Source organism: Allobosea sp. NPDC055332 (assembly GCF_053645455.1).
Window position 1 is genome coordinate 1,410,994 of sequence record NZ_JBSHMO010000002.1, and the last position, 22,415, is coordinate 1,433,408.

Consider the following 22,415-nt stretch of genomic DNA (forward strand, 5'->3'; position numbering starts at 1 on the left):
GAACCCGGGATCTCCACGTCTGGCGGGCAAGTGACGGAACGGAGCCTTGGCTCCGGTCCGGCTTCGTCCACCGGTTACAACTAAAGATCGACCGGCCCTGCGTTTCAGCGTTCGCACATCAGTGCTCGCGCCTGGCGCAATCCGGTCCCGATGGCCTGCAAAAACCACCGCTTCGCGGCGTATATAGGGAGGGTGACGCCCTGCTTGCAAGGCGCGGAGCCGGATTAAGAATCGGCTTTGAGCGGTGTCCTGCACAGAATTCGCCGGGGCTGACCATTCCGGATAAGTGTTGCGCGCATGCTCTTGCGCAGCCGGCGTAGCCATTCCATTCAGGAAGACCTTGCGCCAACAGGAAACAGCCGTGACGACGCTTCGCCGCCCGACTGCCCATCGCCTTGCCGCCGGCACAGCGCTGGCCTGGCTCGGCCTTGTGGGCGCGGCGCTGGCGCAGCCGCTGCAACTCCCCGGCGCGCAACCCTTCAACCAGCCGGGCGCCCAGCAATCGGCGCCGGCCTCGATGGGCAGCCCGGCGACGCCGCGTCCGCGCACCATGCCGGCCATCAAGATTCCCGGCGAAGATTCGATCCTCGGCAAGACCTTGCGCCGCAATGGCGGCTTCGGCGAAGCAACGCTGGAGAAGACCGGCAGCGGTTATGGCCTGAAGCTGCGCGCCGAGGGCTTCCAGTCCGGCAACCTGGTAGAGCCCTGCGCCATCTCCTTCGGTGACGCGGCCGTGCCGGTGACATCGCTCGGCAAGCCGGCGGGGCTGGCGCGCTACAAGCTCGAAGCGCCGGCCTGCCCGATCGTCTTCGACGTGCTCGACGGTGCCTTCCTGGTAGTGGAACCGGAGCAGCCCTGCGTGATCGAAGCTGCCGCCTGCCGCATCGACCCGCGCGGCGTGTGGGGGCCGGATGCGCGCAGCCTGCCCGCTCACGCCAAGGAGATCGAAGGCGAACGCAGCAAGGCGGAGACGGCAGTCCGCGATGGCTTCCGGGCGCTTTCGGCCAAGGCAGACCTGCCGGAGCAGCGCGCCATCGCCCGCGAGCAGGCCGGATTCTCCTCGGAGCGCGAGCAGATCTGTCGCGAGTTCCAGCGCGAGGGCTCGCACGGTTTCTGCGGCGCCCGTATCACCGAGGCGCGCGCCGCATCGATCCGCTCCCGCCTCGGCCTGCCCGAGCCGAAGCCCGAGACGGCAAAACCGCGTCCGGCCACGGCGAAACGGACGTCCCCGCCCGCGGCGGCGCCCGCTCCGGCCATCCAATAGGCTCTGCTTTCAGGCAGCTTCTCCGCCTGAGACCTGCCCGGCTTCCCAGCCGAGGATGGCGCGCTTGCGCGTCAGCCCCCAATGATAGCCGGTGAGCGCACCGGACTTGCCGATGACACGGTGGCAGGGAACGACGAAGGAGATCGGGTTCTTGCCGACCGCCGCGCCGACCGCGCGGGCCGCCGAGGGCTTGCCGATATGACCGGCGACGTCGCCATAGGTGGTGGCGCAGCCGACCGGGATGCGCAGCAGCGTCTCCCAGACGCGGACCTCGAAATCGGTGCCGATCAGCACAACACGCAAGGGCGTCTGCGGCGACCAGCTGCCCGGCTCGAAGACGCGGCTGGCATAAGGCGCCGTCGCCTGCGGATCGAAGCGGTAATCCGCATGCGGCCAGCGCCGCATCATGTCGGCCAGCGCCTCGGCCCGGCCGCCGATGACCTTGCCGCCGTCGAGGCTGTTCGAAACCCAGCCGAGGCCGGCAAGGCCGCGCTCGGTCACGACGACCAGCGCCTCGCCGAAGGGCGACTGGTGGAAGCCATAGGACATGCGCAGACCCTCGCCGCCGGTCTTCCATTCACCCGGCGACATCGCCTCATGGGTGACGAAGAGGTCGTGCAGGCGGCCGGGGCCGGAGAGGCCGACCTCGAAGGAGGTGTCGAGGATGCTGGCGGAGGAGGCCAGCAGGCCCTTGGCGTTGTCGAGGGTGATCGCCTGAAGAAAGGCCTTTGGCGTCAGCCCGCACCAGCGCCGGAACAGGTGATGCACGTCGGTCGGTGTCGCGCCGGCCGCGTCGGCGATCGCCTCGATCGTCGGCTGCTGGCGCCAGTTGTTGGTGATGTAGGAGAGGATGCGACGCACCGTGTCGTAATCCGAACCGGGCGCCGCGGCCGGGAAATCGGCCTCGGAAGGCATGGCCTCGGCGGCGCGGGCGAGCACGGCGTTGGAGACGGTGATCGGTTTCATCGCAGTTCTGACGTGAGCGTTCATCTTTCCATCCTCGCGCTCTGATCTTTCATGCTCACGAAGCTAGTGATGTCAGCATGCGTCTCCCACCCGAAAGCTGACAAGCTCGTCTTCGCCGCCAGGGGTGCTTAGAACTCCACATATGACCGATTCCGCCGACGCCATCGTCTCGCTCTACCAGCGCCATGCTGCCGCCTATGATCAACAGCGCGGCCGCAGGCTGCTGGAGGCGCACTGGCTCGACCGCTTCCTGTCGCTGCTGCCGGCCAATCCCTCGGTCCTCGATATCGGCTGCGGCATGGGCGAGCCGATCGCCCGGCATCTGATCGAGCGCGGCTGCGCCGTCACCGGCATCGATTCCTCGGAATCACTGATCGCGCTGTGCCGCGGGCGCTTTCCGCAGCAGTCCTGGCAGGTCGCCGACATGCGCGAACTCGCGCTCGACCTGCGCTTCGACGGGCTGATCGCCTGGGACAGCTTCTTCCACCTGCGCCCTGACGATCAGCGGCGGATGTTCCCGCTGTTCCGAGAGCATGCAAACAACGGGGCGGCGCTGCTCTTCACCAGCGGGCCGGGCCATGGCGAGGCAATCGGCCGTTTAGAGGGCGAGCCACTCTACCATGCCAGTCTCGACCCGGCCGAGTATCGTGTGCTGCTGGCCGCGAACGGCTTTGCCGTTGTCGAGCATGTCGTCGAAGACGAGGACTGCGGCGGCCATACGATCTGGCTGGCACAGCAAGGTCGCTAAAGCCTCTCAGGCAAAGCGGCGCAGCTTCTCGCGGGTGAGACGCTGGTTGTTGCGGTACCATTCGTCGTCGGTGAAGAAGACCGGCGAGGTCTCGTCCCAGCCGCTGCAGCTATAATCGGACTGCTCGGCGAAAAAGGCGACGAACTCGTCGCGCGAGTGCCATTCGGCGATCGCCTTACCCGGATAATGGCCATCCTGGATGTCGCAGAGTTTGACCCCGCCTTCCGTGCGGATCAGCCCGTGGCCGCAGAAGTCGCGGTGGAATTCGTGGATCAGCCCCTCGCCCGGCTTGCAGCCCATCAGGCGGTCCCAGACCCGTCCCGCCAGCACCGGACCGAACAAGGCGCGATCGAGCTTGTCGCGCAGGGCAAGGCCATAGGCCCGAACCGACTCCTCGCCGCCGTTCCGGCTGGGCAAAGGGCCACGCGGACCACGGTTCGCCCGCACCGCTGCGACGATCACGACGATGATCACCGCCCATGCGATCAGAGGGATGATCGTCGCGGCCATGCTCAGGCCGGTTCGAAATCCGGGCCGCGCTTGGCCTTGGCCAGCGCCGTGCCGAGCGCCTGCGCAAAGCCCTCGCGCTCCTGCGGCGAGAGCGCGGAAGCGACCACCGTGCGCTGGCCGCGCGAAACCAAGGAGAGCTCGAGCAGGCCGTAATCCTCGTCATCCTCGCGCTCGAGCTTCGTCCAAGCGGGATTGGAACGCCAGATCCTCTCGCGGCCATGATGCGAGACTTTGCGCAGCAAGACTTCGAGCGGCGTCACGACGATGCGCTCGAAGGCGCGGGCCGCATTGAAGTTGACCTTGAAGGCGATGAAGATCGCGATGATGTCGAGGCCGAAGAAACCGGCGACCGGCCAGGCGCCGAGCACCATGAAGGGGATGGAGGCGGCGACGCTGATCAGGCAGACCAGGGTCATGACGATGCGGAAGCCGTCCTGGCCGAGCGAGCGATACGGCGTGATCGTCGCGTCGAAGACCGGCTTCTCGGCCGCTTCGGGGACGTCATCTGAATTGGGCTTGCCCAAGGTCATCCGCGAATTATAACGCCGCGATGCCCGTGCCGAACAGTCCGAAACGCCGCAGCCCGCCGCCGAAGCGGATCACGTCTCCGAAGCCGCGCAGCGCTGCCGAGGTCTACGAGATCTTCAGCCGCTTTCGGCAGGAAAGGCCCGAGCCGAAGGGCGAGCTCGACTATGTCAACGCCTTCACGCTGCTGGTCGCCGTCGTGCTCTCGGCGCAAGCCACCGACGCCGGCGTCAACAAGGCGACGAAGAAGCTGTTCGAGCTCGCCAACACGCCAGAAAAGATGCTCGCCCTCGGCGAGGATCAGGTGCGCGAGCTGATCAAGACGATCGGGCTCTACCGCAATAAGGCCAAGAACGTCATCGCTCTCTCGGAGAAGCTGATCGCCGAATTCGGCAGCGAAGTGCCGACCGCGCGCGAGGCGCTGGAGAGCCTGCCCGGCGTCGGTCGCAAGACCGCGAATGTCGTGCTCAACATCGCCTTCGGCGAGATCACCCATGCGGTCGACACCCATGTCTTCCGCGTCGCCAACCGCCTGCGCATCGCGCCCGGCAAGAACGTGCTGCAGGTCGAGCTCGGCTTGGAAAAGGCGGTGCCGGCCGAGTTCGGTCGGCACGCGCATCACTGGCTGATCCTGCACGGACGCTACACCTGCAAGGCACTGCGTCCGGCCTGCGAGACCTGCGTCGTCGCCGATCTCTGCGATTCCGCCGACAAGCGGATCGCCTGAGCCTCAGTTGATCGCGAGGCGGGCCTGCTTGATGATTCCGGCCCAGCGGCGCGACTCCGCCTCCATCATCGCCGCGAACTCCTCGGGCTTGTTGCCGATCGGCTCGGCGCCTTCGTTCTGCAGTCGCTCGCGGATGAGCGGGCTGTTGATGGTCTCGACCGTCGCCTGGCGCAGCTTCGCCGCGACCTCCTTCGGCGTGCCCTTGGGCACGACGAAGCCGTACCAGGCCGTCGCCTCATAGTCCGGCCAGCCGCTCTCGGCGACCGAAGGCACCTCCGGGAAGAGCTTGGCGCGCGCCTTGCCGGTCACTGCCAGCGCCCTGACCTTGCCGCCCTCGATCAGGCCGAGCACGGAGGGCACGGTGGTGACCATGAAGTCGCTGTTGCCGGCGAGCAGGTCGGTCAGCGCCGGTCCGGCGCCGCGATAAGGCACATGCACCGCCTCGAACTGCGCGGTCTGCGCCAGCAGGATCGTCGCGAGATGGCTGGCCGAGCCGTTGCCGGCCGAGCCATAGGTCAGCTTGCCCGGGTTCTTCTGAGCCTGGCCGACGAGCTCGGCCAGCGTCTTGTGCGGCGAATTCGGCGCGACCACCACGACGAGCGGCGCCGCCGAAATCAGCGTCAGCGGGTCGAAGGCGGTGAGCGGGTCGACCCGGACGTTCTTGAACAGATGCGGATTGACCACCATCGGGCCCTGATTGGCCATCAACACGGTGTAGCCATCCGGCGAGGCTGCGGCCGCCTGGGCGGTGGCGAGATTGCCGCCGGCCGAACCGTTGTTCTCGACCACCAGCGATTGGCCGAGTCGCTCGCCGACGCCCTGCGCGACCAGGCGCGCGATCGCGTCCGTACCGCCGCCGGCGGCATAGGGCACGAGCAGCTTCATCGGCTTGTCGGGGAAGGCAGCCTGGGCTTGCGCGAATTCAGGCAGGCAGGTGCTGGCCGCGGCGGCCGTGATCAGGCTGCAGAGATGGCGGCGCGTGATCGTCATGGGTCAGTTCTCCTCCCGTTTCCGCCCTCTCTGCAAGCGCGAGGATCGCGCTGGCGGGGACGATGACGTTTCCTTCGAAAATGCGGCGCGCGGTGCGCACCAGGCTGGCGCGGGTGACCTGACCGGACGCGTCGAGCGAAAGATCGACCTGGATGGCGCCGCTCGGATGCTCGATCGTGACCAGCGAGCCGGTCTGCGGCGAGAGCACCTCCGCTGCGACGCTGCCCGCGATGCGGCTCGCCGCGGCGACGCAGAGCGCACCCGTGACGGCATGGCTGCGATGGCAGCGATCCGGCGTGAAATAGCGCGAGGTCAGGCTGCCGCAGCGACGCGCCGGTGAGAGCACGCCGACCTTGGGGATGACGCGGCCGCTGACATCGCCAAGCCCCATGCGGCGGCCGGCCTCGCGGCGCAGCTCTTCCAGGCGCGCCAGCAGGGCGGCATTCGCATCGAGTTCGGCCGGCGTCTCATCGCCGGTAAGGCCGAGATCGCCTGCCCGCAGCAACAGCATCGGCGTGGCGTAGTCGATCAGCGTCACCGGGACGCCGTCGATCTCCTCGCGGGCAAAGGCGGTCGGCAGCAATGCGCCGGTCTTCGAGCCGATCGCTTCGAGGAACCCCAGCCTGATCGGGGCGGCCGTGCCGGCGACGCCGTCGATCGCGGTCGTTCCGTCATAGGCGACGACGCCGCCGGGCGTCTGCACGGCCGCCTCGATCAGCGCGCCGGTGTTGCGGTTGTGGATGCGCACGATCGTCTCGCCGTCGAGCGCCGGCACCAGGCCGGCCTCGATCGCAAAGGGGCCGACGGCGGAAAGCATGTTGCCACAGTTCGGGCTGAGATCGACATGAGCGCGCTCGACCGCGACCTGGGCGAAGAGATAGTCGACATCGGCATCCGGCCGGCTGGAGCGGCTGACGATCGCGACCTTGCTGGTCAGCGAATTGCCGCCACCGAGGCCATCGAGCTGGAGCATATGCGGCGAGCCCATCGCGGCGAGCAGGACGCGATCGCGCGCCGCTGGATCGCTTGGCAGGTCGCGCTCCAGGAAGAACGGGCCGCGCGAGGTTCCGCCGCGCATCAGCACGCAGGGGATGCGCAGGGCCTGAGCATGCGGAAGCTGGAAGGGAGCGGACAAGGGCGTCACCGGCGATTGCGATACCCTCTCCTCTCAAATTCGATATTCGCTGTGAAATGCAGAGATCGGCGCTATTAATGTGCCATGAGCATCAATTTCGAAGCCCTCGACCTGCGCGCCTTCATCTCGGTGGTCGAGCTCGGCGGCTTCCATCGCGCCGCGGAGGCGCTCAACATGTCGCAGCCAGCGCTGAGCCGGCGCATCCAGCGGCTGGAAAGTGCGGTCGGGGCGGCCTTGCTGGAGCGGACGACGCGCCGGGTCGCGCTGACCATGGTCGGGCGCGAGATGCTGCCGCTGGTCCGGCGCATGCTGGACGAGTTCGACACCTCGATCTTCGCGATGCGCGATCTCGGCAGCCGCCGGGCCGGGCTGATCGCGCTCGCCTGCGTGCCGACAGCCGCCTTCTACTTTCTGCCCTCGGTGATCGCGCGCTTCCAGACGCAGTACCCGAACATCCGCTTTCGCATCCTCGACCTCTCAGCCAATGACGGCTTGGAAGCGGTGGCGCGCGGCGAGGTCGAGTTCGGCATCAACCTGATCGGCGGCTCCGATGGCGAGCTCAGCTTCGAGCCGCTGATCGACGACCCCTTTGTGCTCGCCTGTCGGCATGATCATGCGCTGGCCCAGAAATCATCACTGGGCTGGGCTGATCTCGAAGGCCATCCGCTGGTCACCGTCAGCCGCAGCAGCGGCAACCGCGCCATCCTCGATGCGGCTCTGGTCAAGATCGGCGTCCGGCTCGACTGGTCCTTCGAGGTGACGCATCTGTCGACCTCGCTCGGCCTGGTCGAGGCGGGCCTCGGCATATCCGTGCTGCCGAAGCTGGCGACGCCGGGCGAGAACCATCCGATCATCGTCACGCGGCCGATCCGCGACCCGGAAGTCTCGCGCACCATCGGCGTGGTCAGGCGCCGCGGCGTCAAGCTGGCGCCGGCGGCGGAGCGCTTCCTGGAAATGCTGCTCGGAACCTGGCGCGGGCCCCTGCCCGCTCCGGGCTGAGGTCAGCCGAAGACCCAGAGGCCGGCGAGGCCGGCCGAGCCGACGATGATCCGCCACCAGGCGAAGGGTGTGAAGCCACGCTTCGAAACGAAATCGAGGAAGCTGCGCACCACGATCAGCGCCGAGATGAAGGCGGTGACGAAGCCGATGCCGATCAGGGTGAGATCGTTCGTCGTCAGCTCCTTGTAGTTTTTCAGGAGATCGTAGGCGAAGGCGCCGGCCATGGTCGGCATCGCCAGGAAGAAGGAGAACTCGGCCGCCGCCCGCTTGTCGGCACCGAGCAGCATCGCGCCGACGATGGTCGAGCCCGAGCGCGAGACGCCGGGCACCATGGCGAGGCACTGGATGAAGCCGATCTTGAGATACATCGCCAGCGGGAATTTGGTGGCGTCGTGATGCTTCACCTCGAGCTCCAGCTCGTCGACGACGAGCAGGACGAGGCCGCCGGCGATCAGCGTGCAGCAGACCAGGAAGGGGTTGAACAGCACGCCCTTGATGAAGCCGTGCGCCAGCGCGCCGATCACCGCCGCCGGCAGGAAGGCGACGAGCACGCCGAGGACGAAGCGCCGCGCAGAAGGGTCGGTCGGCAGGCGCAAGGCGATGTCGAGCAGGCGGCGGAAATAGACCAGCAGGATCGCCAGGATCGCCCCGAGCTGGACCAGGATCTCGAAGGCCTTGCCCTTGGATTCGAAGCCGAGGAAGTGCCCGAGCAGCAGCAGATGGCCGGTCGAGGACACCGGCAGGAATTCGGTCAGCCCCTCGACCACGCCGAGCACGGCGGCGACAAGAAGGTCATGCATGGGAGGGTCCTTCCGAGCCTTGCTGGTGCGACGCAACAAAGCTGCGCCGAACGCGTTAAAGCTATGGCGCAGGGTCTTTGCAAATTGGTTACCAGATCGGCAAGGATTTCCGCGCAATCCGCCACTTCACCCGGTCCCGGGTTGTTAGGCTTAGCCGGCAGGCCTATACGGGGGCGCTCTATCGCGCTGCATCACGCGCCGGCCTACCTCATCCGAACCTTCATCTGTTCCAGTAATCGATGGCCACGCTTCACCATTATTCGCTTTGCCCGCATTCGCGCTTCATCCGGCTCGCGCTCGGCGAGTTCGGCCTCGACGCCACGCTGGTCGAAGAGCGCGTCTGGGAACGGCGGCGCGAGTTCCTCGAGCTCAATCCGGCCGGGACGACGCCGGTCCTGCACGAGGATAGCGGGCTCGTCATTCCCGGCCCGGGGCCGATCGCCGAATATCTCGACGAGACCCGCGGGCTGGCGCTGGCCGAGCGGAGGCTGCTGCCGGAAGGCCCCGGCGGGCGGATCGAGGTGCGCCGGCTGCTCGACTGGTTCAACATCAAGTTCAACGAGGAAATCACCGCTCCGCTCGTGCTGGAGAAGGTGATGAAGCGCTTCATGAGCCGGGACGAGGGTGGCGGCCCGCCGGAAATGAGCGCGATCCGCGCAGCGCGCGGCAATGTGCGCTATCATCTGCGCTACATCGCCTGGCTGACGGCGAAACGGAACTGGCTCGCCGGCGACAATCTGAGCTATGCCGATCTCGCCGCGGCGGCGCATCTCTCTTGCGTCGACTATCTCGGCGACGTGCCCTGGGACGAGGATGAGGCAGCCCGCGCATGGTATGCGAGGATCAAGTCCAGACCGAGCTTCCGGCCGCTGCTGAGCGACCGGATTCCCGGAATGGCACCCTCAGCCCATTACGACGACCTGGACTTCTGAACGGCGCCAAGCTCAAGGCCGCGATCGCCGCGCGTGCACAGGCCGAAGGCTTTGCGGTGATGCGCGTCGCCAGCGTCGATGCCATCCCCGAAGCGCCGGGGCGTCTCGCCGGCTGGCTGGAGGCCGGCCATCACGGCGACATGACCTGGCTGACCGAGCGCACGGCGGAGCGCGCGGATCCTGCGATCCTGTGGCCGGCGGCACGTTCGGTCGTCATGCTCGGCATGAGCTATGCCGGCGAAGGCGACCCGCTCGCCGTGCTAGAGCAGCGTGATCGCGGCGCGATCTCGCTCTATGCCCGCCGACGCGACTATCACGACGTGATCAAGGGCAAGTTGAAGAGCATCGCCGGCGTGCTGGCGGCGCGGGCTCAGGCCGAGGTCAAGGTCTTCGTCGACACCGCCCCGGTAATGGAAAAGCCGCTGGCGCAGGCCGCCGGGCTCGGCTGGCAGGGCAAGCAGACCGTGCTGGTCTCGCGTCAGCATGGCGCCTGGCTCTTCCTCGGGGCGATCTACACCTCCGCGGAGCTGCCGCCGGACGAGCCCGAGCGCGATCATTGCGGCTCCTGCACGCGCTGCCTCGACATCTGCCCGACCAAGGCTTTTCCGGCACCCTACCAGCTCGATTCGCGCCGCTGCATCGCCTATCTCACCATCGAGCATCAGGGCCATATCGACGCCGAGTTCCGCGCGGGCATCGGCAACCGCGTCTTCGGCTGCGACGACTGTCTCGCCGTCTGCCCCTGGAACAAGTTCGCCGAAGCCTCGCACGAGACGCGCCTGGCGCTGAAGGGCGAGCTCGATGCGTTGCCGCTGGCCGACCTCGCCGCACTTGATGACGCCGCCTTCCGGACGCTGTTCACGGGGACGCCGGTCAAGCGCACCGGCCGCGACCGCTTCATCCGCAATGTCTTGATCGCAATCGGCAACAGCGATGATCCGGCACTGGCCGCAAGCGCCGAAGCCCTGCTCGACGATCCCTCGCCCCTGGTTAGGGCGATGGCGGCCTGGGCACTTTGGCAGCTCATGCCCAGCCGCGCTGCTGAACTCGCGCCGGCACGCCTCGCGCGGGAAACCGACCCCGAGGTCAGGGCCGAATGGGCTCAGCCTTCTCCGAACCAACTGGAACCTGCATGAAGCTCGTCATCTTCGGCCTCGGCTATTCCGCCGGGTTCTTCGCGCGCGCCGCTCTGGCGAAAGGCTGGGAGGTCACCGGCACGGTGCGCTCGGCCGAGAAGGCCGGTGAGCTCAGCAAGCAAGGGCTGCATACGCTGGTCTTCGGCGGCTTTGCGGTGTCGACGCCCCTGGCAAAGCTCGTCGCGGATGCAGACGCGGTACTGGTCTCGGCCCAGCCCGACGAAAACGGCGATCCGGTGCTCGGCGCGCTCGCCGACAAGCTCGCGGCGGCCGAGAAGCTTGGCTGGATCGGCTATCTCTCGACCATCGGCGTCTATGGCGACCATGGCGGCGCCTGGATCGACGAGGAGGCTGAATGCCGTCCGACCAGCAAGCGCTCGCGGCAGCGGCTGGAGATCGAGCAGGACTGGCTCGCCTTCGGCGAACGCAGCGGCAAACCGGTCCGGATCTTCCGCCTCTCCGGCATCTACGGCCCCGGCCGCAATCCCATCACCAAATTGCGGGGCGGCACCGCCAACCGGCTGATCAAACCCGGTCAGGTCTTCAACCGCATCCATGTCGACGACATCGCCGGCGTGCTGATGGCCTCGATCGAGGCGCCGCGCGCCGGCGCGATCTACAACGTCACCGATGACGAGCCGGCGCCGCCGCAGGATGTCGTCAGCTTCGCGGCGGAGGTCACCGGGCTCACCCCGCCGCCGGAAACCCCGTTCGACCCGGCAAAGCTTTCACCGATGGCAGCGAGCTTCTACGGCGAGAACAAGCGGGTCTCGAACGCACTGGTGAAGCGCGAGCTCGGCTATACCTTCCGCTATCCGGACTACCGGCAGGCGCTGCGCGACCTCGCCGCCGCGGGCGAGTGATCGCGCTCAGGCGGCGTAACGTCCGGCGTCGCCGTCGAGATAGTCGAGATAGCGCCGGTCGATCGCGGAAACCGGGAGGATGACGAGGATATCGGTGGTGCCGAACTGCTTGTCGATTACCGCACCGGAGCCGAAGCGGGCACCCAGGCGCAGATAGCCCTTCACCAGCGGCGGCAGGCATTTCAGCGCGAGCTTGGCATCGACCATGCCGGCTGGCAGCCGGTCCATCGCCACATGCCGCTGCGGCTGGGCCACGACGCGCCATTCGCCCTGGGCGGTGGCGTGGTGGTGGATGAAGCTCAAGGGCAGCGCCAGCAAGTCGGGATCGATACCGTCGAAGCTGGCGCAGCCGAACATCGCGTCGATCCGGTGATGCCGGCAATAGGCCCAGATGCCGTGCCAGAGCAGCTCGACCGTCTTCTTGGTGCGGTAGGGCTTCAGCACGCAGGAACGGCCGAGCTCCAGGAAGCGCAGATCGGGGTGGCGCGCCAGCAGCGGGGCAATGTCGAATTCGGACTGGGTATAGAAACCGCCGAGCTTGGCCACGGCCTGCTCGCGCATCAGCCGGTAGGTGCCGACGACCTTCGGCTTGATCCCGCCGAAACGGCCGCGTGCGGCATGATCTATGACGAGGAGATGATCGCAGACGGCGTCGAAGCGGTCGGCATCGCGGCGGAACATGCGCGAGATGACATCGGGCTTGGCCGACATCTCCTGATAGAAGACGCGGTAGCGCAGGCGCTGCGCCCTCCAGATCTCGCGTGGGCCACGGGCCAGCCTGACCTCGAGCGTGCCGGAGCGGCCGAGCGTGCCCGACAGGGCATCCGGCCCGGGGAAAGCGAAGCCGCCGAGCTGCTTGCCGGCCGCCAGCAGATTGGATGGCGAGAAGCGCTGCAACAGGGCCTGGCCGACCAGCTTCTGCTTTGCCGGCTGACGGAAACCCTCGAAAACATCGCGCGTCATAGACGGTCTGGCCTCTGCGATCTCGGATCGGCGCATGACAGCTCTGCGCCGACCGTCTTACGGGATCGCGACAAAACTACGTCAGTGCGATGACGAAGCCAACCGCCTGTGGATCGAAGCGCGGCTCAGGCCGACAGAATTTCGGCCGTTTGCTGCTGCGAAAGCCGATCGATCCAGCCGCGCAAGTGCTCTCGCGAGAGCGGCTTAGCCAGGCAATCATCCATGCCCGCGGCGAGCGCCTCGCGCCGGTCCTCCGCCGCCGTATTGGCGGTGACTGCAACGATCGGCAGCCGATCCAGGCCAAGCGCCTTCTCGGCCGCGCGGATTCTTCGGGCGACGGACAGCCCGTCCAGCACCGGCATACGGACATCGAGCAAGGCGAGATCGAACTCTTGCGACCGGCCGGAACGCGCCTCCTCGATCAGGCGGATGGCCTCGCCGCCATCACGCGCCCAGATCGCAATGCAGCCAAACCGCTCCAGGGTGCGGGTCAGCAGCAGCGCATTGATCTCGTTGTCTTCGGCGACGAGGACCCGCAGACCGGAGACAGGCTGTTCTGCCGACGCGCCTCCGACGGGCGTTGCCTCGGCTGCGTGCTGCAACCGCTCGACCGGGTCGAGCCGCACCTGCAGCGAACGCGCCCGAACCGGCTTGACGAGGAAGCCGCTGAAGCCGGCAGCATAAGGCGAGCCGAAGCTTCGGCGCTCGGCCGGCGCCAGCATGATCACGATATCGGCGACGCCGGCGCGACGCGCCGCAGCTGCCACCGCCTCGACCTCACCGCCCGGAAGATTGCGGTCGACCAGCACGGCGGACAGGGCCGAATCGCCGGCGAGCGCCGCCAGGGCCTGTGCGTGATCGCCGACCCGCAGAACCTGCGCACCCTTCCGTTCGAGGCAGGCGGCAATGTGGGGTCCACTGAACGGCGCCGACGACGCCACGAGGATGCGCCGACCTTGCCAATTCGGTGATGCTGGCGGCTCGATTTCGGCTGTGCCGGCTCGCAATGGCAGGGCCAGCCGGAACAATGCGCCGCCATCGGCGCGATTACCGGCTTCGATCTCACCGTCCATGGCGCGGGCGAGCCGACGTGCGATGGCGAGGCCGAGACCGGTGCCGGCCTGGTCGCGATGGCCGGCCATGCCGCCCTGCTCGAACTCCTCGAAGATCGTCGCCAGACGCTCGGCCGGAATGCCCGGCCCGGTATCGGCGATGGCGACGACGAACTGACCGGCGACAGCATCCACCTCGATGCCGACGCCGCCCGCTTGCGTGAACTTCACGGCATTGCCGACGAGATTGAGCAGGATCTGGCGCAGGCGCTCTGCATCGCCGACGAGCCGCCCCGGCAGGTCGAGCCCGAGTAAGGTGGAGATCTCGATGCCCTTGGCCTGGGCGCGCGGCGCCATCAGCTCGGTGACGTCCTCGATCAGCGCGGCGGGATCGAACGGCACGTCGGCGAGTTCGAGCTTGCCGGCCTCGACCTTGGCGAAATCGAGGATGTCGTCGACGAGCCCGAGCAGCGCCTCGCCCGAACTTCTGAGCGCCTTGACGTAGGTCGCCTGCTCCGGGTCGAGCCTGGTATCGCCGAGCAGGTCGGCCATCCCCAGGATGCCGTTGAGCGGAGTGCGGAATTCATGGCTTACGGTCGCCAGGAAGCGCGATTTGGCGGCGCTTGCCTCCTCGGCCCGGCTGCGCGCTTCCTCCAGTGCTGTTTCAGCTGCGATTCGCCCGCTGATCTCGCGGCCGACCCGCTGCAGCACGGTCTGCCCGGCAGCGACAGGGACGATCGTCTCGACCCAGGAGAGCCAGCGCTCGCCCTCTTGCGTCTCGATGCATTCGTCGACGACGCGAGCTCCCCCCGGCAGGACCTGCACTGGCCGAGCGCTGCGAACGCGCGGCTGCTCGACGCTGCCGATGGCTTCGATCTCGCTCTTGCCGATCAGCGCCGCATAGGCGGCGTTGGCGTAGATGATCCGGCCCTCGCTGCGGCGCACGATCAGATCGCCCTGCGCCTCGATCAGGCTACGATAGCGTTCCTCGCTGTCGGCAAGCACCCAGAGCCGGTCGCTCAGCTTCTCGACATCGGCCGTCAGCGCCCTCGCCTGCCGGGTCACCTGCCGACGCTCCTGCAGCAGCCGGACCGCGACGATGGCACAGGCGATCGCCGCGGCGATGGCGGTGCCGGTCAACAGGATGAGAGAGGGCGGCAACTCGATCATGCCATCCCATCTATCACGCTCCCTCTTGAGAAAGGGTTCGCCCTACCGGCGAGGATGCCGGATGGTTTGAATGGTTTCGTTAACCTTTCATCAGGCGGCAGCCCTTCATCAGGCAGCCTGCGCTGCCTGATCGATCCGCGAGCGATAGGACAGCGCCTCGGCGAGATGGATGCGCCCGAGTTGATCTTCGCCGTCGAGATCGGCGAGCGTGCGGGCGACCTTGAGCACACGATGATAGCCGCGCGCCGTCAGCCGCATCGCCTCGGCGGCACTGCGCAGGAGCGCTAGCCCGGCTGCATCCGGCCGCGCCACCTCGTCGAGCAATGCGGATGGGCAGCGGGCATTGGTCGTGCCGCCCGGCAGGCCGAGTGCCGCATAACGCGCCGATTGACGGGTACGGGCCGCAGCGACACGCGCGGCGACCTCAACCGAGCCCTCTGCCGCGGCCGGCAGGATGAGGTCGGCCGCCGTCAGCGCCGGCACGTCGATGGTGATGTCGATCCGGTCGAGCATCGGGCCGGAGATCCTGGCCTGATAGCCCGCCATGCAGCGCTCGTTCGGCTGGCGGCGGCAGGCATAGCCCGGCTCCGTCGCCTTGCCGCAGCGGCACGGGTTCATCGCGGCGATGAGCTGGAACTTCGCGGGATAGACGGTGCGATGATTGGCGCGCGAGATCAGCACCTCGCCGGTCTCCATCGGCTGGCGCAGTGCATCGAGAGCCTGCGCCTGGAACTCCGGCAACTCGTCGAGGAAGAGCACGCCGTGATGGGCGAGCGAGATCTCGCCCGGCTTCGCCTGCAGGCCGCCGCCGACCAGCGCCGCCATCGAGGCCGAATGATGCGGCGCGCGGAAAGGGCGCCGGTCGGTCAGTTCGCCGTCGGCGAGATGACCGGCGACCGAGAGCACCATCGAGACTTCCAGCAGCTCGCGCGGGTCGAGCGGCGGCAGGATCGAGGGTAGACGACTCGCCAGCATCGATTTTCCGGCGCCGGGCGGCCCGTTCATCAGGAGGTTGTGGCCACCGGCGGCGGCGATCTCGAGCACCCGCTTGGCACTCTCCTGGCCCTTGATGTCGCGCAGATCCGGCAGCGGCCCGCTCTGGCGGGCAACGGCGGGCTCGGGCCGCGCCATCACCTGCGTACCCTTGAAATGGTTGGCGAGCTGGATCAGCGAGCGGGGCGCGAGGATGTCGAGATCACGTGCCGCCCAGGCTGCTTCCGGTCCGCTCGCCGCCGGGCAGATCAGCCCCTGCCCTCGGCCATAGGCCGCGATCGCTGCCGGCAGCACGCCTGCGACCGGCGTGATCGAGCCGTCGAGGGCGAGCTCGCCGAGCACGGTGTAGCCGGCGAGCGCGTCGGCCGGGATCGCGCCGATCGCCGCCATCACGCCGAGCGCGATCGGCAGGTCATAATGGCTGCCTTCCTTGGGCAGGTCGGCTGGGGCGAGGTTGACGGTGATGCGCTTGGCCGGCAACGCCAGCCCGGAGGCGATCAGCGCGGCGCGGACCCGTTCCTTGCTCTCGCCGACCGCCTTGTCGGGCAAGCCGACCAGGATAAAGGCGACGCCACCCGGCGTGACCTGGACCTGGACGTCGACGGCGCGCGCCTCGATGCCCTCGAACGCTACCGTCGCGACCCGCGTCACCATGCAAGCGCACCCCAACCCCGCGTGCTGACGCTAACGGAAGCGCGTCAGGGTTGCAAGAACATATCAGGAACTTTCATAGGAGATAATGAAACTGGTGGGCTGCCTTTGATGGCGCCGAATCGGCGCCGTTGTCGCCCGTGCTCGGGCGCGAGACGCTTCACCGTCGCGTGACGATGCCGATCTGAGGCTTGGGCGCCGCGCCGAGCCAAAGCAGCAGGAAACCCAGCAGCAACCCGGCCGCGGCTGTCGGCACCTGCAGCACATGGACCAGCACCGGATCCCAGAGCATGGGATGGAGATTGCGCTCGACGGCGGGCTGCAACAGTCGGAAGCGCTCGCCGAAGACGGTCAGCAAGGTCTCGCCGAGCGGTGTAAAGCGCAGGAACGAATTGGCGATCGAGCGCGCCCCGTCGGTGAGCAGCGCGACGAAGCCGCCCGCGACAAGGAGATAACCCAGCATCCTGACGAGAAAGCGCAATTCGTCCCCCGATCTCCGCGACGACCGGCCCGACGCGGCCCTTTTGAGCCGCCTCACGCCGAGGAACCCGGATGTGTCCCCTGCCCTCCGATATTGCAACGACAAAGGACAATTGCGTGCAACCCTGTGCGGCTTCGGCTTTAGGCCTTGAAAGTCGCGCGCATGGACGCCATAAGCAGCGCGCCGGACAGGTGGCCGAGTGGTTGAAGGCGCACGCCTGGAAAGTGTGTATACGGGAAACCGTATCGCGGGTTCGAATCCCGCCCTGTCCGCCAGCTAGCTTCCTAGCTTCAGCCCTCAGCGCAGAACCGCTCGAAATGGCCGGTGCTTTCGGGTCTTGGACGCGTTGCGCCGTTCTCCGTTTCGCGCCGGCCGAGAAAATCTTTGCGTCCTGAGGGCTGATTCTCGGCTCAGCCTTGCGTTACTGCGGTTCCCCGCGACAACCGCAGTGGTCGAGTTTTCGTCGCGAATTGGCCCATAGCCGACTCCTCCAACGTCCGGTCCTGGCGCATTTGAGCTGCCTGTCCCGTGGTGACCAAGGCTCCAAATCAATCCGTGAAGACGACCGCCTTCTTGCCGTTAAGCAAGACGCGATCCTCCAGATGATAGCGCACCGCCCGCGCCAGCACGCGCCGCTCGATGTCGCGGCCCTTGCGGACGAGATCGTCCGGCGTGTCGCGATGGCTGATGCGCTCGACGTCCTGCTCGATGATCGGCCCTTCGTCGAGATCGGAGGTGACGTAATGCGCGGTCGCGCCGATCAGCTTCACCCCGCGCTCATGCGCCTGGTGATAGGGCTTGGCGCCCTTGAAGCCGGGCAGGAACGAGTGGTGGATGTTGATGCAGCGGCCCGCCAGCTTGGCGGACAGGCCGTCGGACAGGACCTGCATATAGCGGGCGAGCACGACGAGATCGCTGCCGGTCTCCTGGATCAGGCGCCAGAGCTCGGCCTCCTGCTCCATCTTGGTCTGCCGGTTGACCGGCATGTGATGGAAGGGCAGATCACCGAGATCGGTCGAGGCGATGTGCTCGCGGGCATGGTTCGAGACGATCCCCGTGATCTCCATCGGCAGTTCGCCGATGCGCCAGCGATAGATCAGGTCGGCCAGGCAATGGTCAAATTTCGAGACCAGCAGCAGGACGCGCTTGCGGGCAGCGGCATCGCGCAGCGAGACGCTCATCTTGAAGCGCGCCGCCAACTCGTCGACGAGGCTACGGATCTCGGCGGCGCTGCGGGCACCCTCCAGCCGGTCGAACACCACCCGCATGAAGAAGCGGCCGGTTTCGAGGTCGTCGAATTGCTGCGCGTCGCGGATGTTGCAGCCGGCTTTGGCGAGCAGGGTCGAGACGGCGGCGACGATGCCCGGCCGGTCAGGGCAGGACAGAGCAAGGATCATCGGAGAATCGGACATGTGACGGATCGGCCCGCTTGCGCGGGTCCCTGAACAATGAGGATCGGGAAAGGTCGAAGGAAGGGAGGGCGCGCGGCGCGCTGCCGTCAACCTCGGCCGCTGGCGTGGTCGATAGAGATCTGGCAGCCGAATTCGGCCGCGGAGGCGGCGAACCAGGACCAGAAGCTTCCCACCATGCTGCGCGCGACCATGATCTCGAACACGGACCCATCCGGCCCGTCAGCGAGCCGCCAGAGATGCACACCGATATGGGCGATGCTTGTCAAGGCGGTGTCGCCGACCGCGAAGGCGGCAGCATGCAGGTCGAGCATCACGCCTTTGGCCAGCACGTCACGGACCCGCGGGCCGGAGAGCCGCAGGGCAGCGCGCGCATCGCTCTGGTCGCTGACCGCGGCTTGGGCCGAGAGCACCTCCAGAAAGCCGCCAAAGCCGTCGCGCGTCTCCGTGCGCAGCAGCCACTGGTCGGGGCCGGACCAGATCACGTCATGCGCGGCATTCGAGACGATCCTCGGCGTCGACGGCAGGGCGATGCCCAGCTGCCCCTCTACGACCTGCGACGCAGCTGCTGCCCTGCCTGGCGCAGCGATCAGCGTCGCCAGGCCGAAGCCGTCGAGCAGGCTCGCGGTGACGCCAGCCGCTCCGGCCGCGCCGATCTGCCCGGCCTGCGCGATGCCGGCCCAGGCGGCGCGCGGCGCCCATGAACGCGCTGTCTCAGCCATGGAGGCGGGCTCCTTCGGGATCGACGAAGACGGGTGAGCAGATCTCGACGACGACGTCGCCATTGCGAACCGGGTCATAGGCACGGACGCGCTCGCCGATGCGGGCGGCGCCGCCCTTGATCAGGCCGAGCCCCATCCAGTGGTTCAGGTGCGGCGAGTAGGCGACCGAAGTCATGTAGCCCTCGTCATGCTCCATCGCCGCCGGCTTGCCGATGCCGATGAAATGCGCGCCGGCACGCAGGCGCTGGGAGGGATCGACAGGCTTGAAGCCGACGAAGGAGGGCCGGTCCTGCTCGACCAGGGCCTGCCGGCCCGCCATCAGCCGGCCGACGAAATCCTTCTTCGACGACATCATCTTGCTTAAGGCCAGGTCGCGCGCCGTGGTCTGGCCGTTGAGCTCGTTGCCGGCGACATGGCCCTTCTCGATGCGCATCACGCCGAGCGCCTCGGTGCCATAGGGCGTGATGCCGAAGGGCGCGCCGGCCTGCATCAGCGCCCGTACCATCGCGTCACCATAGTCGGCAGGAATCGCCAGCTCATAGGCGAGCTCGCCCGAGAAGGAGATGCGGAAGAGCCGCGCCGGGATGCCGCCGCCGACCGTGACGGAACGTGCCGCGAGATAGGGGAAGGCCTCGTTCGAGAGATCATGCTCGGGGTCGATGACACCTAGCAGGGTCTCGCGCGCCTTTGGCCCGGCGATCGCGACCTGCGCCCATTGTTCGGAGACCGAGACCATGCGGACATCGAGCTCTGGCCACAGCACCTGATGGCAGAATTCGAGATGCTGCATCACCTTGCCGGCATTGGCGGTGGTGGTGGTCATCAGGAAATGCGTCTCGCCGAGGCGCGAGGTGGTGCCGTCGTCCATGACGAAGCCGTCCTCGCGCAGCATCAGCCCGTAGCGGGCCTTGCCGACCGGGAGCGCCTTCCAGCCGTTGATGTAGACCCGCTCCAGGAATTCGGCGGCGTCAGCGCCCTGGATGTCGATCTTGCCGAGCGTCGAGACATCGCAGAGGCCGACACCGGCACGCACCGCCTTGACCTCGCGGTTGACCGTCGTCAGCCAGTCGGCCTCGCCGGGCTTCGGATAGTACTGCGCCCGCAGCCATGGCCCGGTCTCGACGAAGACGGCGCCTTGCTCCTTCGACCAGTCATGCGTCGGCGCGAGCCGGATCGGCCTGAAGTCCTTGCCGCGATGATGGCCGGTAAGCGCGCCGATCGCGACCGGCGTATAGGGCGGGCGGAAGGTGGTGGTGCCGGTCTGTGGGATCGTCCGGCCGGTCTGCTCGGCCATGATCGCGAGGCCGGAGAGATTCGAGGTCTTGCCCTGGTCGGTCGCCATGCCGAGCGTGGTGTAGCGCTTGAGATGCTCCACCGGCCGGAAGCCCTCGCGGGCGGCGAGCTCGACATCCTTGTCGGTGACGTCGTTCTGGTAGTCGACGAAGGCTTTTCCCTTGCCGCCGCTTACCCGCCAGACCGGTGAAAGTCCGTTGGTTTCGGGATCAGTCTCCAGGGTCGGTTCGACCGATTTGGCGGCCAATCCAGCCTCGACGGCTGCCTCGCTCCCCAGCCTCGCGCCGTCCTCCAGCGCCTGCGCCAGCGTGAAGCGCCCGGCGGCGCTGCCGGCGACCGCAAGTCCCGCAGGAACGGTGCCCGGCACGAAGCATTGCAGACCATCGTCCCAGGCCGGCTTGCCGTTCTGGTGCGAGGTCAGGTGCAGCGTCGGGTTCCAGCCATTGGAGACGGCGAGCAGGTCGCAGGACAACTCGCTCACCGCGCCCGAGGCGTCGCGGACCGTGACGCCGTTGAGCTGCCGCCCGCCATGCGCGGCCATCACGGCGCCGCCAGCGAAGAGCCGTGCACCGAGCTTGTCGGCGAGCGCCTTGCGCGCCGGATCGGCGGGGCGGGAATCGACGATCGCGGCGACCTTGCCGCCGGCGGCGGCGATGTCGCGCGCCGTCGTCCAGCCATCGTCGCCTGCGGTGAAGAGCACGGTTTCTCGCCCGGGCAGGACGCCATGGCGATTGACATAAGAGCGCACCGCGCCGGCCAGCATCACGCCCGGCCGGTCATTGCCCGCGAAGACGATCGGCCGCTCCAGCGCGCCGGCAGCGAGGATCGCCCGCTTGGCCTGGATGCGCCAGCCGCGCTGACGCGGCTGATACGCCGGCGGCTGCGGCAGGTGGTCGGCGACCCGCTCGACCGCGCCGTAGATGCCGTGGTCATAGAGGCCGAACACGGTGGTGCGCGGCATGATCCGCACCTCCGGCAAGCTTTCGAGTTCGGCCAGCGTCGCGGCGAGCCATTCCGAGGCCGGCTTGCCGCCGATCTCGCGCTTTTCCGCCAGGAGCCGGCCACCGAGCCGGAAATCCTCGTCGCAGAGGATGACGCGGGCGCCGCTGCGCCCGGCCGCCAGCGCGGCGGCGAGGCCGGCCGGTCCGCCGCCGATCACCAGCAGGTCGCAGAAGGCGAAGGCCTTCTCGTAATGGTCCGGATCTTCCGCTCCGGCGGCGCGGCCGAGGCCGGCGGCGCGCCGGATCAGCGGCTCGTAGAGTTTCTCCCAGAACGCGGCCGGCCACATGAAGGTCTTGTAGTAGAAGCCGGCGACCAGGGCCGGCGAGACCAGCCCGTTGATCGAGAGCAGATCGAAGGCGAGCGAAGGCCAGCGGTTCTGGCTCGCGGCGGTGAGCCCGCCGAACAATTCGACGACGGTCGCGCGGGTGTTGGGCTCCCGCCGCGCGCCGGAACGCAATTCGACCAGCGCATTCGGCTCCTCCGGCCCGGCCGAGAGGACGCCGCGCGGGCGGTGATATTTGAAGGAGCGGCCGACAAGGCGCACGCCGTTGGCGAGCAGCGCCGAGGCCAGCGTGTCGCCGGCATAGCCGCGATAGGAGGCGCCGTCGAAGCTGAAATCCAGCGGATGGCCGCGGTCGATCAGGCCGCCGGAGGCGAGGCGGAAAGGCTGGGTGCTCATGCCATCGCTCCCGCCTTGCGCGCCTTGGCCGGCTCGACCGCGGTGATCGCATGGTTGCGGGTGTCGCGGGTCACCACCAGCCAGGCGTGGCAGCCGGCACCGTGATACCAGAGCTCGCGATGGGTGCCGGCCGGATTGTCGCGCTGGTAGACATAATCGGCCATCGCGGCTTCGCTCGCAGCCATGCCCTCGGGGCGCTGCAGATCGGCGGCGCCGAGATAGCTGAATTCCTGGGCGTCGCGCGCGCCGCAATGGGGACAGGTGATGCGCATGGCTCAGGCTTCCACGATCTTCAGGACGCGATGCGCCACCACCGTCATGCTCGCCCTTGTGGCGAGCATCCACGTCTTGAACACAACCTTCGACCAGCGAAGACGTGGATGGTCGGGACAAGCCCGACCATGA

General features: G+C 67.7%; 21 protein-coding genes and 1 tRNA gene. 8 read left to right on the forward strand and 14 right to left on the reverse strand.

Annotation, left to right across the window (positions count from 1 at the left end; all coding sequences use genetic code 11):
• Positions 1-361 precede the first annotated feature (361 nt).
• Positions 362-1,264 (forward strand): hypothetical protein, encoded by a 903-nt coding sequence (locus tag ACWIGM_RS15370; RefSeq protein ID WP_454026778.1) that lies wholly within the window; start codon positions 362-364, stop codon positions 1,262-1,264.
• Positions 1,265-1,273: 9 nt separating this feature from the next.
• Here the strand turns inward: ACWIGM_RS15370 and ACWIGM_RS15375 are convergent, their stop codons facing one another.
• On the reverse strand, positions 1,274-2,179 hold the full coding sequence (locus ACWIGM_RS15375) for a methylated-DNA--[protein]-cysteine S-methyltransferase (RefSeq protein ID WP_454027013.1): 906 nt from the start codon (positions 2,177-2,179) through the stop codon (positions 1,274-1,276).
• Between the two features lie 193 nt (positions 2,180-2,372).
• Here ACWIGM_RS15375 and ACWIGM_RS15380 point away from each other — a divergent pair, with 193 nt between their 5' ends.
• Entirely contained in the window at positions 2,373-2,978 is a 606-nt protein-coding gene (locus ACWIGM_RS15380) for a class I SAM-dependent DNA methyltransferase (protein WP_454026779.1), read from the forward strand.
• A gap of 6 nt (positions 2,979-2,984) precedes the next feature.
• Here the strand turns inward: ACWIGM_RS15380 and ACWIGM_RS15385 are convergent, their stop codons facing one another.
• Complete coding sequence (locus ACWIGM_RS15385; RefSeq protein WP_454026780.1) at positions 2,985-3,488, reverse strand: hypothetical protein; 504 nt, start codon at positions 3,486-3,488, stop codon at positions 2,985-2,987.
• Between the two features lie 2 nt (positions 3,489-3,490).
• Positions 3,491-4,018: a DUF2244 domain-containing protein gene (locus ACWIGM_RS15390; RefSeq protein ID WP_454026781.1), complete on the reverse strand. Its 528-nt coding sequence runs from the start codon at positions 4,016-4,018 to the stop codon at positions 3,491-3,493.
• Between the two features lie 20 nt (positions 4,019-4,038).
• Between ACWIGM_RS15390 and nth the strand changes: the two genes are divergently transcribed.
• Entirely contained in the window at positions 4,039-4,740 is a 702-nt protein-coding gene (gene nth / locus ACWIGM_RS15395) for an endonuclease III (RefSeq protein ID WP_454026782.1), read from the forward strand.
• Positions 4,741-4,743: 3 nt separating this feature from the next.
• Here nth and ACWIGM_RS15400 read toward each other — a convergent pair whose 3' ends face one another.
• Both ACWIGM_RS15400 and ACWIGM_RS15405 read right to left on the reverse strand, forming a co-directional pair.
• A complete protein-coding gene (locus ACWIGM_RS15400; RefSeq protein ID WP_454026783.1) occupies positions 4,744-5,730 on the reverse strand; it encodes a Bug family tripartite tricarboxylate transporter substrate binding protein in 987 nt (328 codons plus the stop codon).
• On the reverse strand, positions 5,663-6,865 hold the full coding sequence (locus ACWIGM_RS15405; protein WP_454026784.1) for a 4-oxalomesaconate tautomerase: 1,203 nt from the start codon (positions 6,863-6,865) through the stop codon (positions 5,663-5,665). The genes ACWIGM_RS15400 and ACWIGM_RS15405 overlap by 68 nt, the downstream gene beginning before the upstream one ends.
• 84 nt (positions 6,866-6,949) lie before the next feature.
• Here ACWIGM_RS15405 and ACWIGM_RS15410 point away from each other — a divergent pair, with 84 nt between their 5' ends.
• On the forward strand, positions 6,950-7,864 hold the full coding sequence (locus ACWIGM_RS15410; RefSeq protein ID WP_454026785.1) for a LysR family transcriptional regulator: 915 nt from the start codon (positions 6,950-6,952) through the stop codon (positions 7,862-7,864).
• 2 nt (positions 7,865-7,866) lie between these two features.
• On the opposite strand, the gene ACWIGM_RS15415 is transcribed toward ACWIGM_RS15410, so the two are convergent.
• Positions 7,867-8,664 carry an undecaprenyl-diphosphate phosphatase gene (locus ACWIGM_RS15415; RefSeq protein ID WP_454026786.1) on the reverse strand — a complete coding sequence of 266 codons (798 nt, stop codon included), beginning with the start codon at positions 8,662-8,664 and terminating at the stop codon, positions 7,867-7,869.
• A 239-nt stretch (positions 8,665-8,903) separates the two neighbouring features.
• Here ACWIGM_RS15415 and ACWIGM_RS15420 point away from each other — a divergent pair, with 239 nt between their 5' ends.
• The 3 genes from ACWIGM_RS15420 to ACWIGM_RS15430 are packed head-to-tail and all read left to right on the forward strand — an operon-like array spanning position 8,904 to position 11,595.
• Entirely contained in the window at positions 8,904-9,596 is a 693-nt protein-coding gene (locus tag ACWIGM_RS15420; protein ID WP_454026787.1) for a glutathione S-transferase family protein, read from the forward strand.
• Positions 9,494-10,732 carry a tRNA epoxyqueuosine(34) reductase QueG gene (gene queG, locus ACWIGM_RS15425; RefSeq protein ID WP_454026788.1) on the forward strand — a complete coding sequence of 413 codons (1,239 nt, stop codon included), beginning with the start codon at positions 9,494-9,496 and terminating at the stop codon, positions 10,730-10,732. The genes ACWIGM_RS15420 and queG overlap by 103 nt, the downstream gene beginning before the upstream one ends.
• Positions 10,729-11,595 carry an SDR family oxidoreductase gene (locus ACWIGM_RS15430; RefSeq protein ID WP_454026789.1) on the forward strand — a complete coding sequence of 289 codons (867 nt, stop codon included), beginning with the start codon at positions 10,729-10,731 and terminating at the stop codon, positions 11,593-11,595. Before queG ends, ACWIGM_RS15430 begins: the two co-directional genes overlap by 4 nt.
• 6 nt (positions 11,596-11,601) lie before the next feature.
• Here the strand turns inward: ACWIGM_RS15430 and olsB are convergent, their stop codons facing one another.
• From olsB to ACWIGM_RS15450, 4 genes are all read right to left on the reverse strand, one after another.
• Positions 11,602-12,558 (reverse strand): l-ornithine N(alpha)-acyltransferase, encoded by a 957-nt coding sequence (olsB, locus tag ACWIGM_RS15435; protein ID WP_454026790.1) that lies wholly within the window; start codon positions 12,556-12,558, stop codon positions 11,602-11,604.
• 125 nt (positions 12,559-12,683) lie between these two features.
• Positions 12,684-14,780 (reverse strand): response regulator, encoded by a 2,097-nt coding sequence (locus ACWIGM_RS15440; protein ID WP_454026791.1) that lies wholly within the window; start codon positions 14,778-14,780, stop codon positions 12,684-12,686.
• A gap of 108 nt (positions 14,781-14,888) precedes the next feature.
• Positions 14,889-16,427, reverse strand: a complete 1,539-nt coding sequence (locus ACWIGM_RS15445; protein ID WP_454026792.1) for a YifB family Mg chelatase-like AAA ATPase — start codon at positions 16,425-16,427, stop codon at positions 14,889-14,891.
• Positions 16,428-16,584: 157 nt separating this feature from the next.
• Entirely contained in the window at positions 16,585-16,905 is a 321-nt protein-coding gene (locus ACWIGM_RS15450; protein WP_454026793.1) for a hypothetical protein, read from the reverse strand.
• A 185-nt stretch (positions 16,906-17,090) separates the two neighbouring features.
• On the opposite strand from ACWIGM_RS15450, the gene ACWIGM_RS15455 reads away from it, so the two are divergent.
• Positions 17,091-17,180 (forward strand) — tRNA-Ser (locus ACWIGM_RS15455).
• A 273-nt stretch (positions 17,181-17,453) separates the two neighbouring features.
• Here the strand turns inward: ACWIGM_RS15455 and purU are convergent.
• From purU to ACWIGM_RS15475, 4 genes are all read right to left on the reverse strand, one after another.
• Entirely contained in the window at positions 17,454-18,317 is an 864-nt protein-coding gene (gene purU / locus ACWIGM_RS15460) for a formyltetrahydrofolate deformylase (protein ID WP_454026794.1), read from the reverse strand.
• Positions 18,318-18,403: 86 nt separating this feature from the next.
• A complete protein-coding gene (locus ACWIGM_RS15465; protein ID WP_454026795.1) occupies positions 18,404-19,036 on the reverse strand; it encodes a sarcosine oxidase subunit gamma in 633 nt (210 codons plus the stop codon).
• Positions 19,029-22,010, reverse strand: coding sequence for a sarcosine oxidase subunit alpha family protein (locus ACWIGM_RS15470; protein WP_454026796.1), 2,982 nt, complete (start codon positions 22,008-22,010; stop codon positions 19,029-19,031). The genes ACWIGM_RS15465 and ACWIGM_RS15470 overlap by 8 nt, the downstream gene beginning before the upstream one ends.
• Positions 22,007-22,282, reverse strand: a complete 276-nt coding sequence (locus ACWIGM_RS15475) for a sarcosine oxidase subunit delta (protein ID WP_454026797.1) — start codon at positions 22,280-22,282, stop codon at positions 22,007-22,009. The genes ACWIGM_RS15470 and ACWIGM_RS15475 overlap by 4 nt, the downstream gene beginning before the upstream one ends.
• Positions 22,283-22,415: the final 133 nt, after the last annotated feature.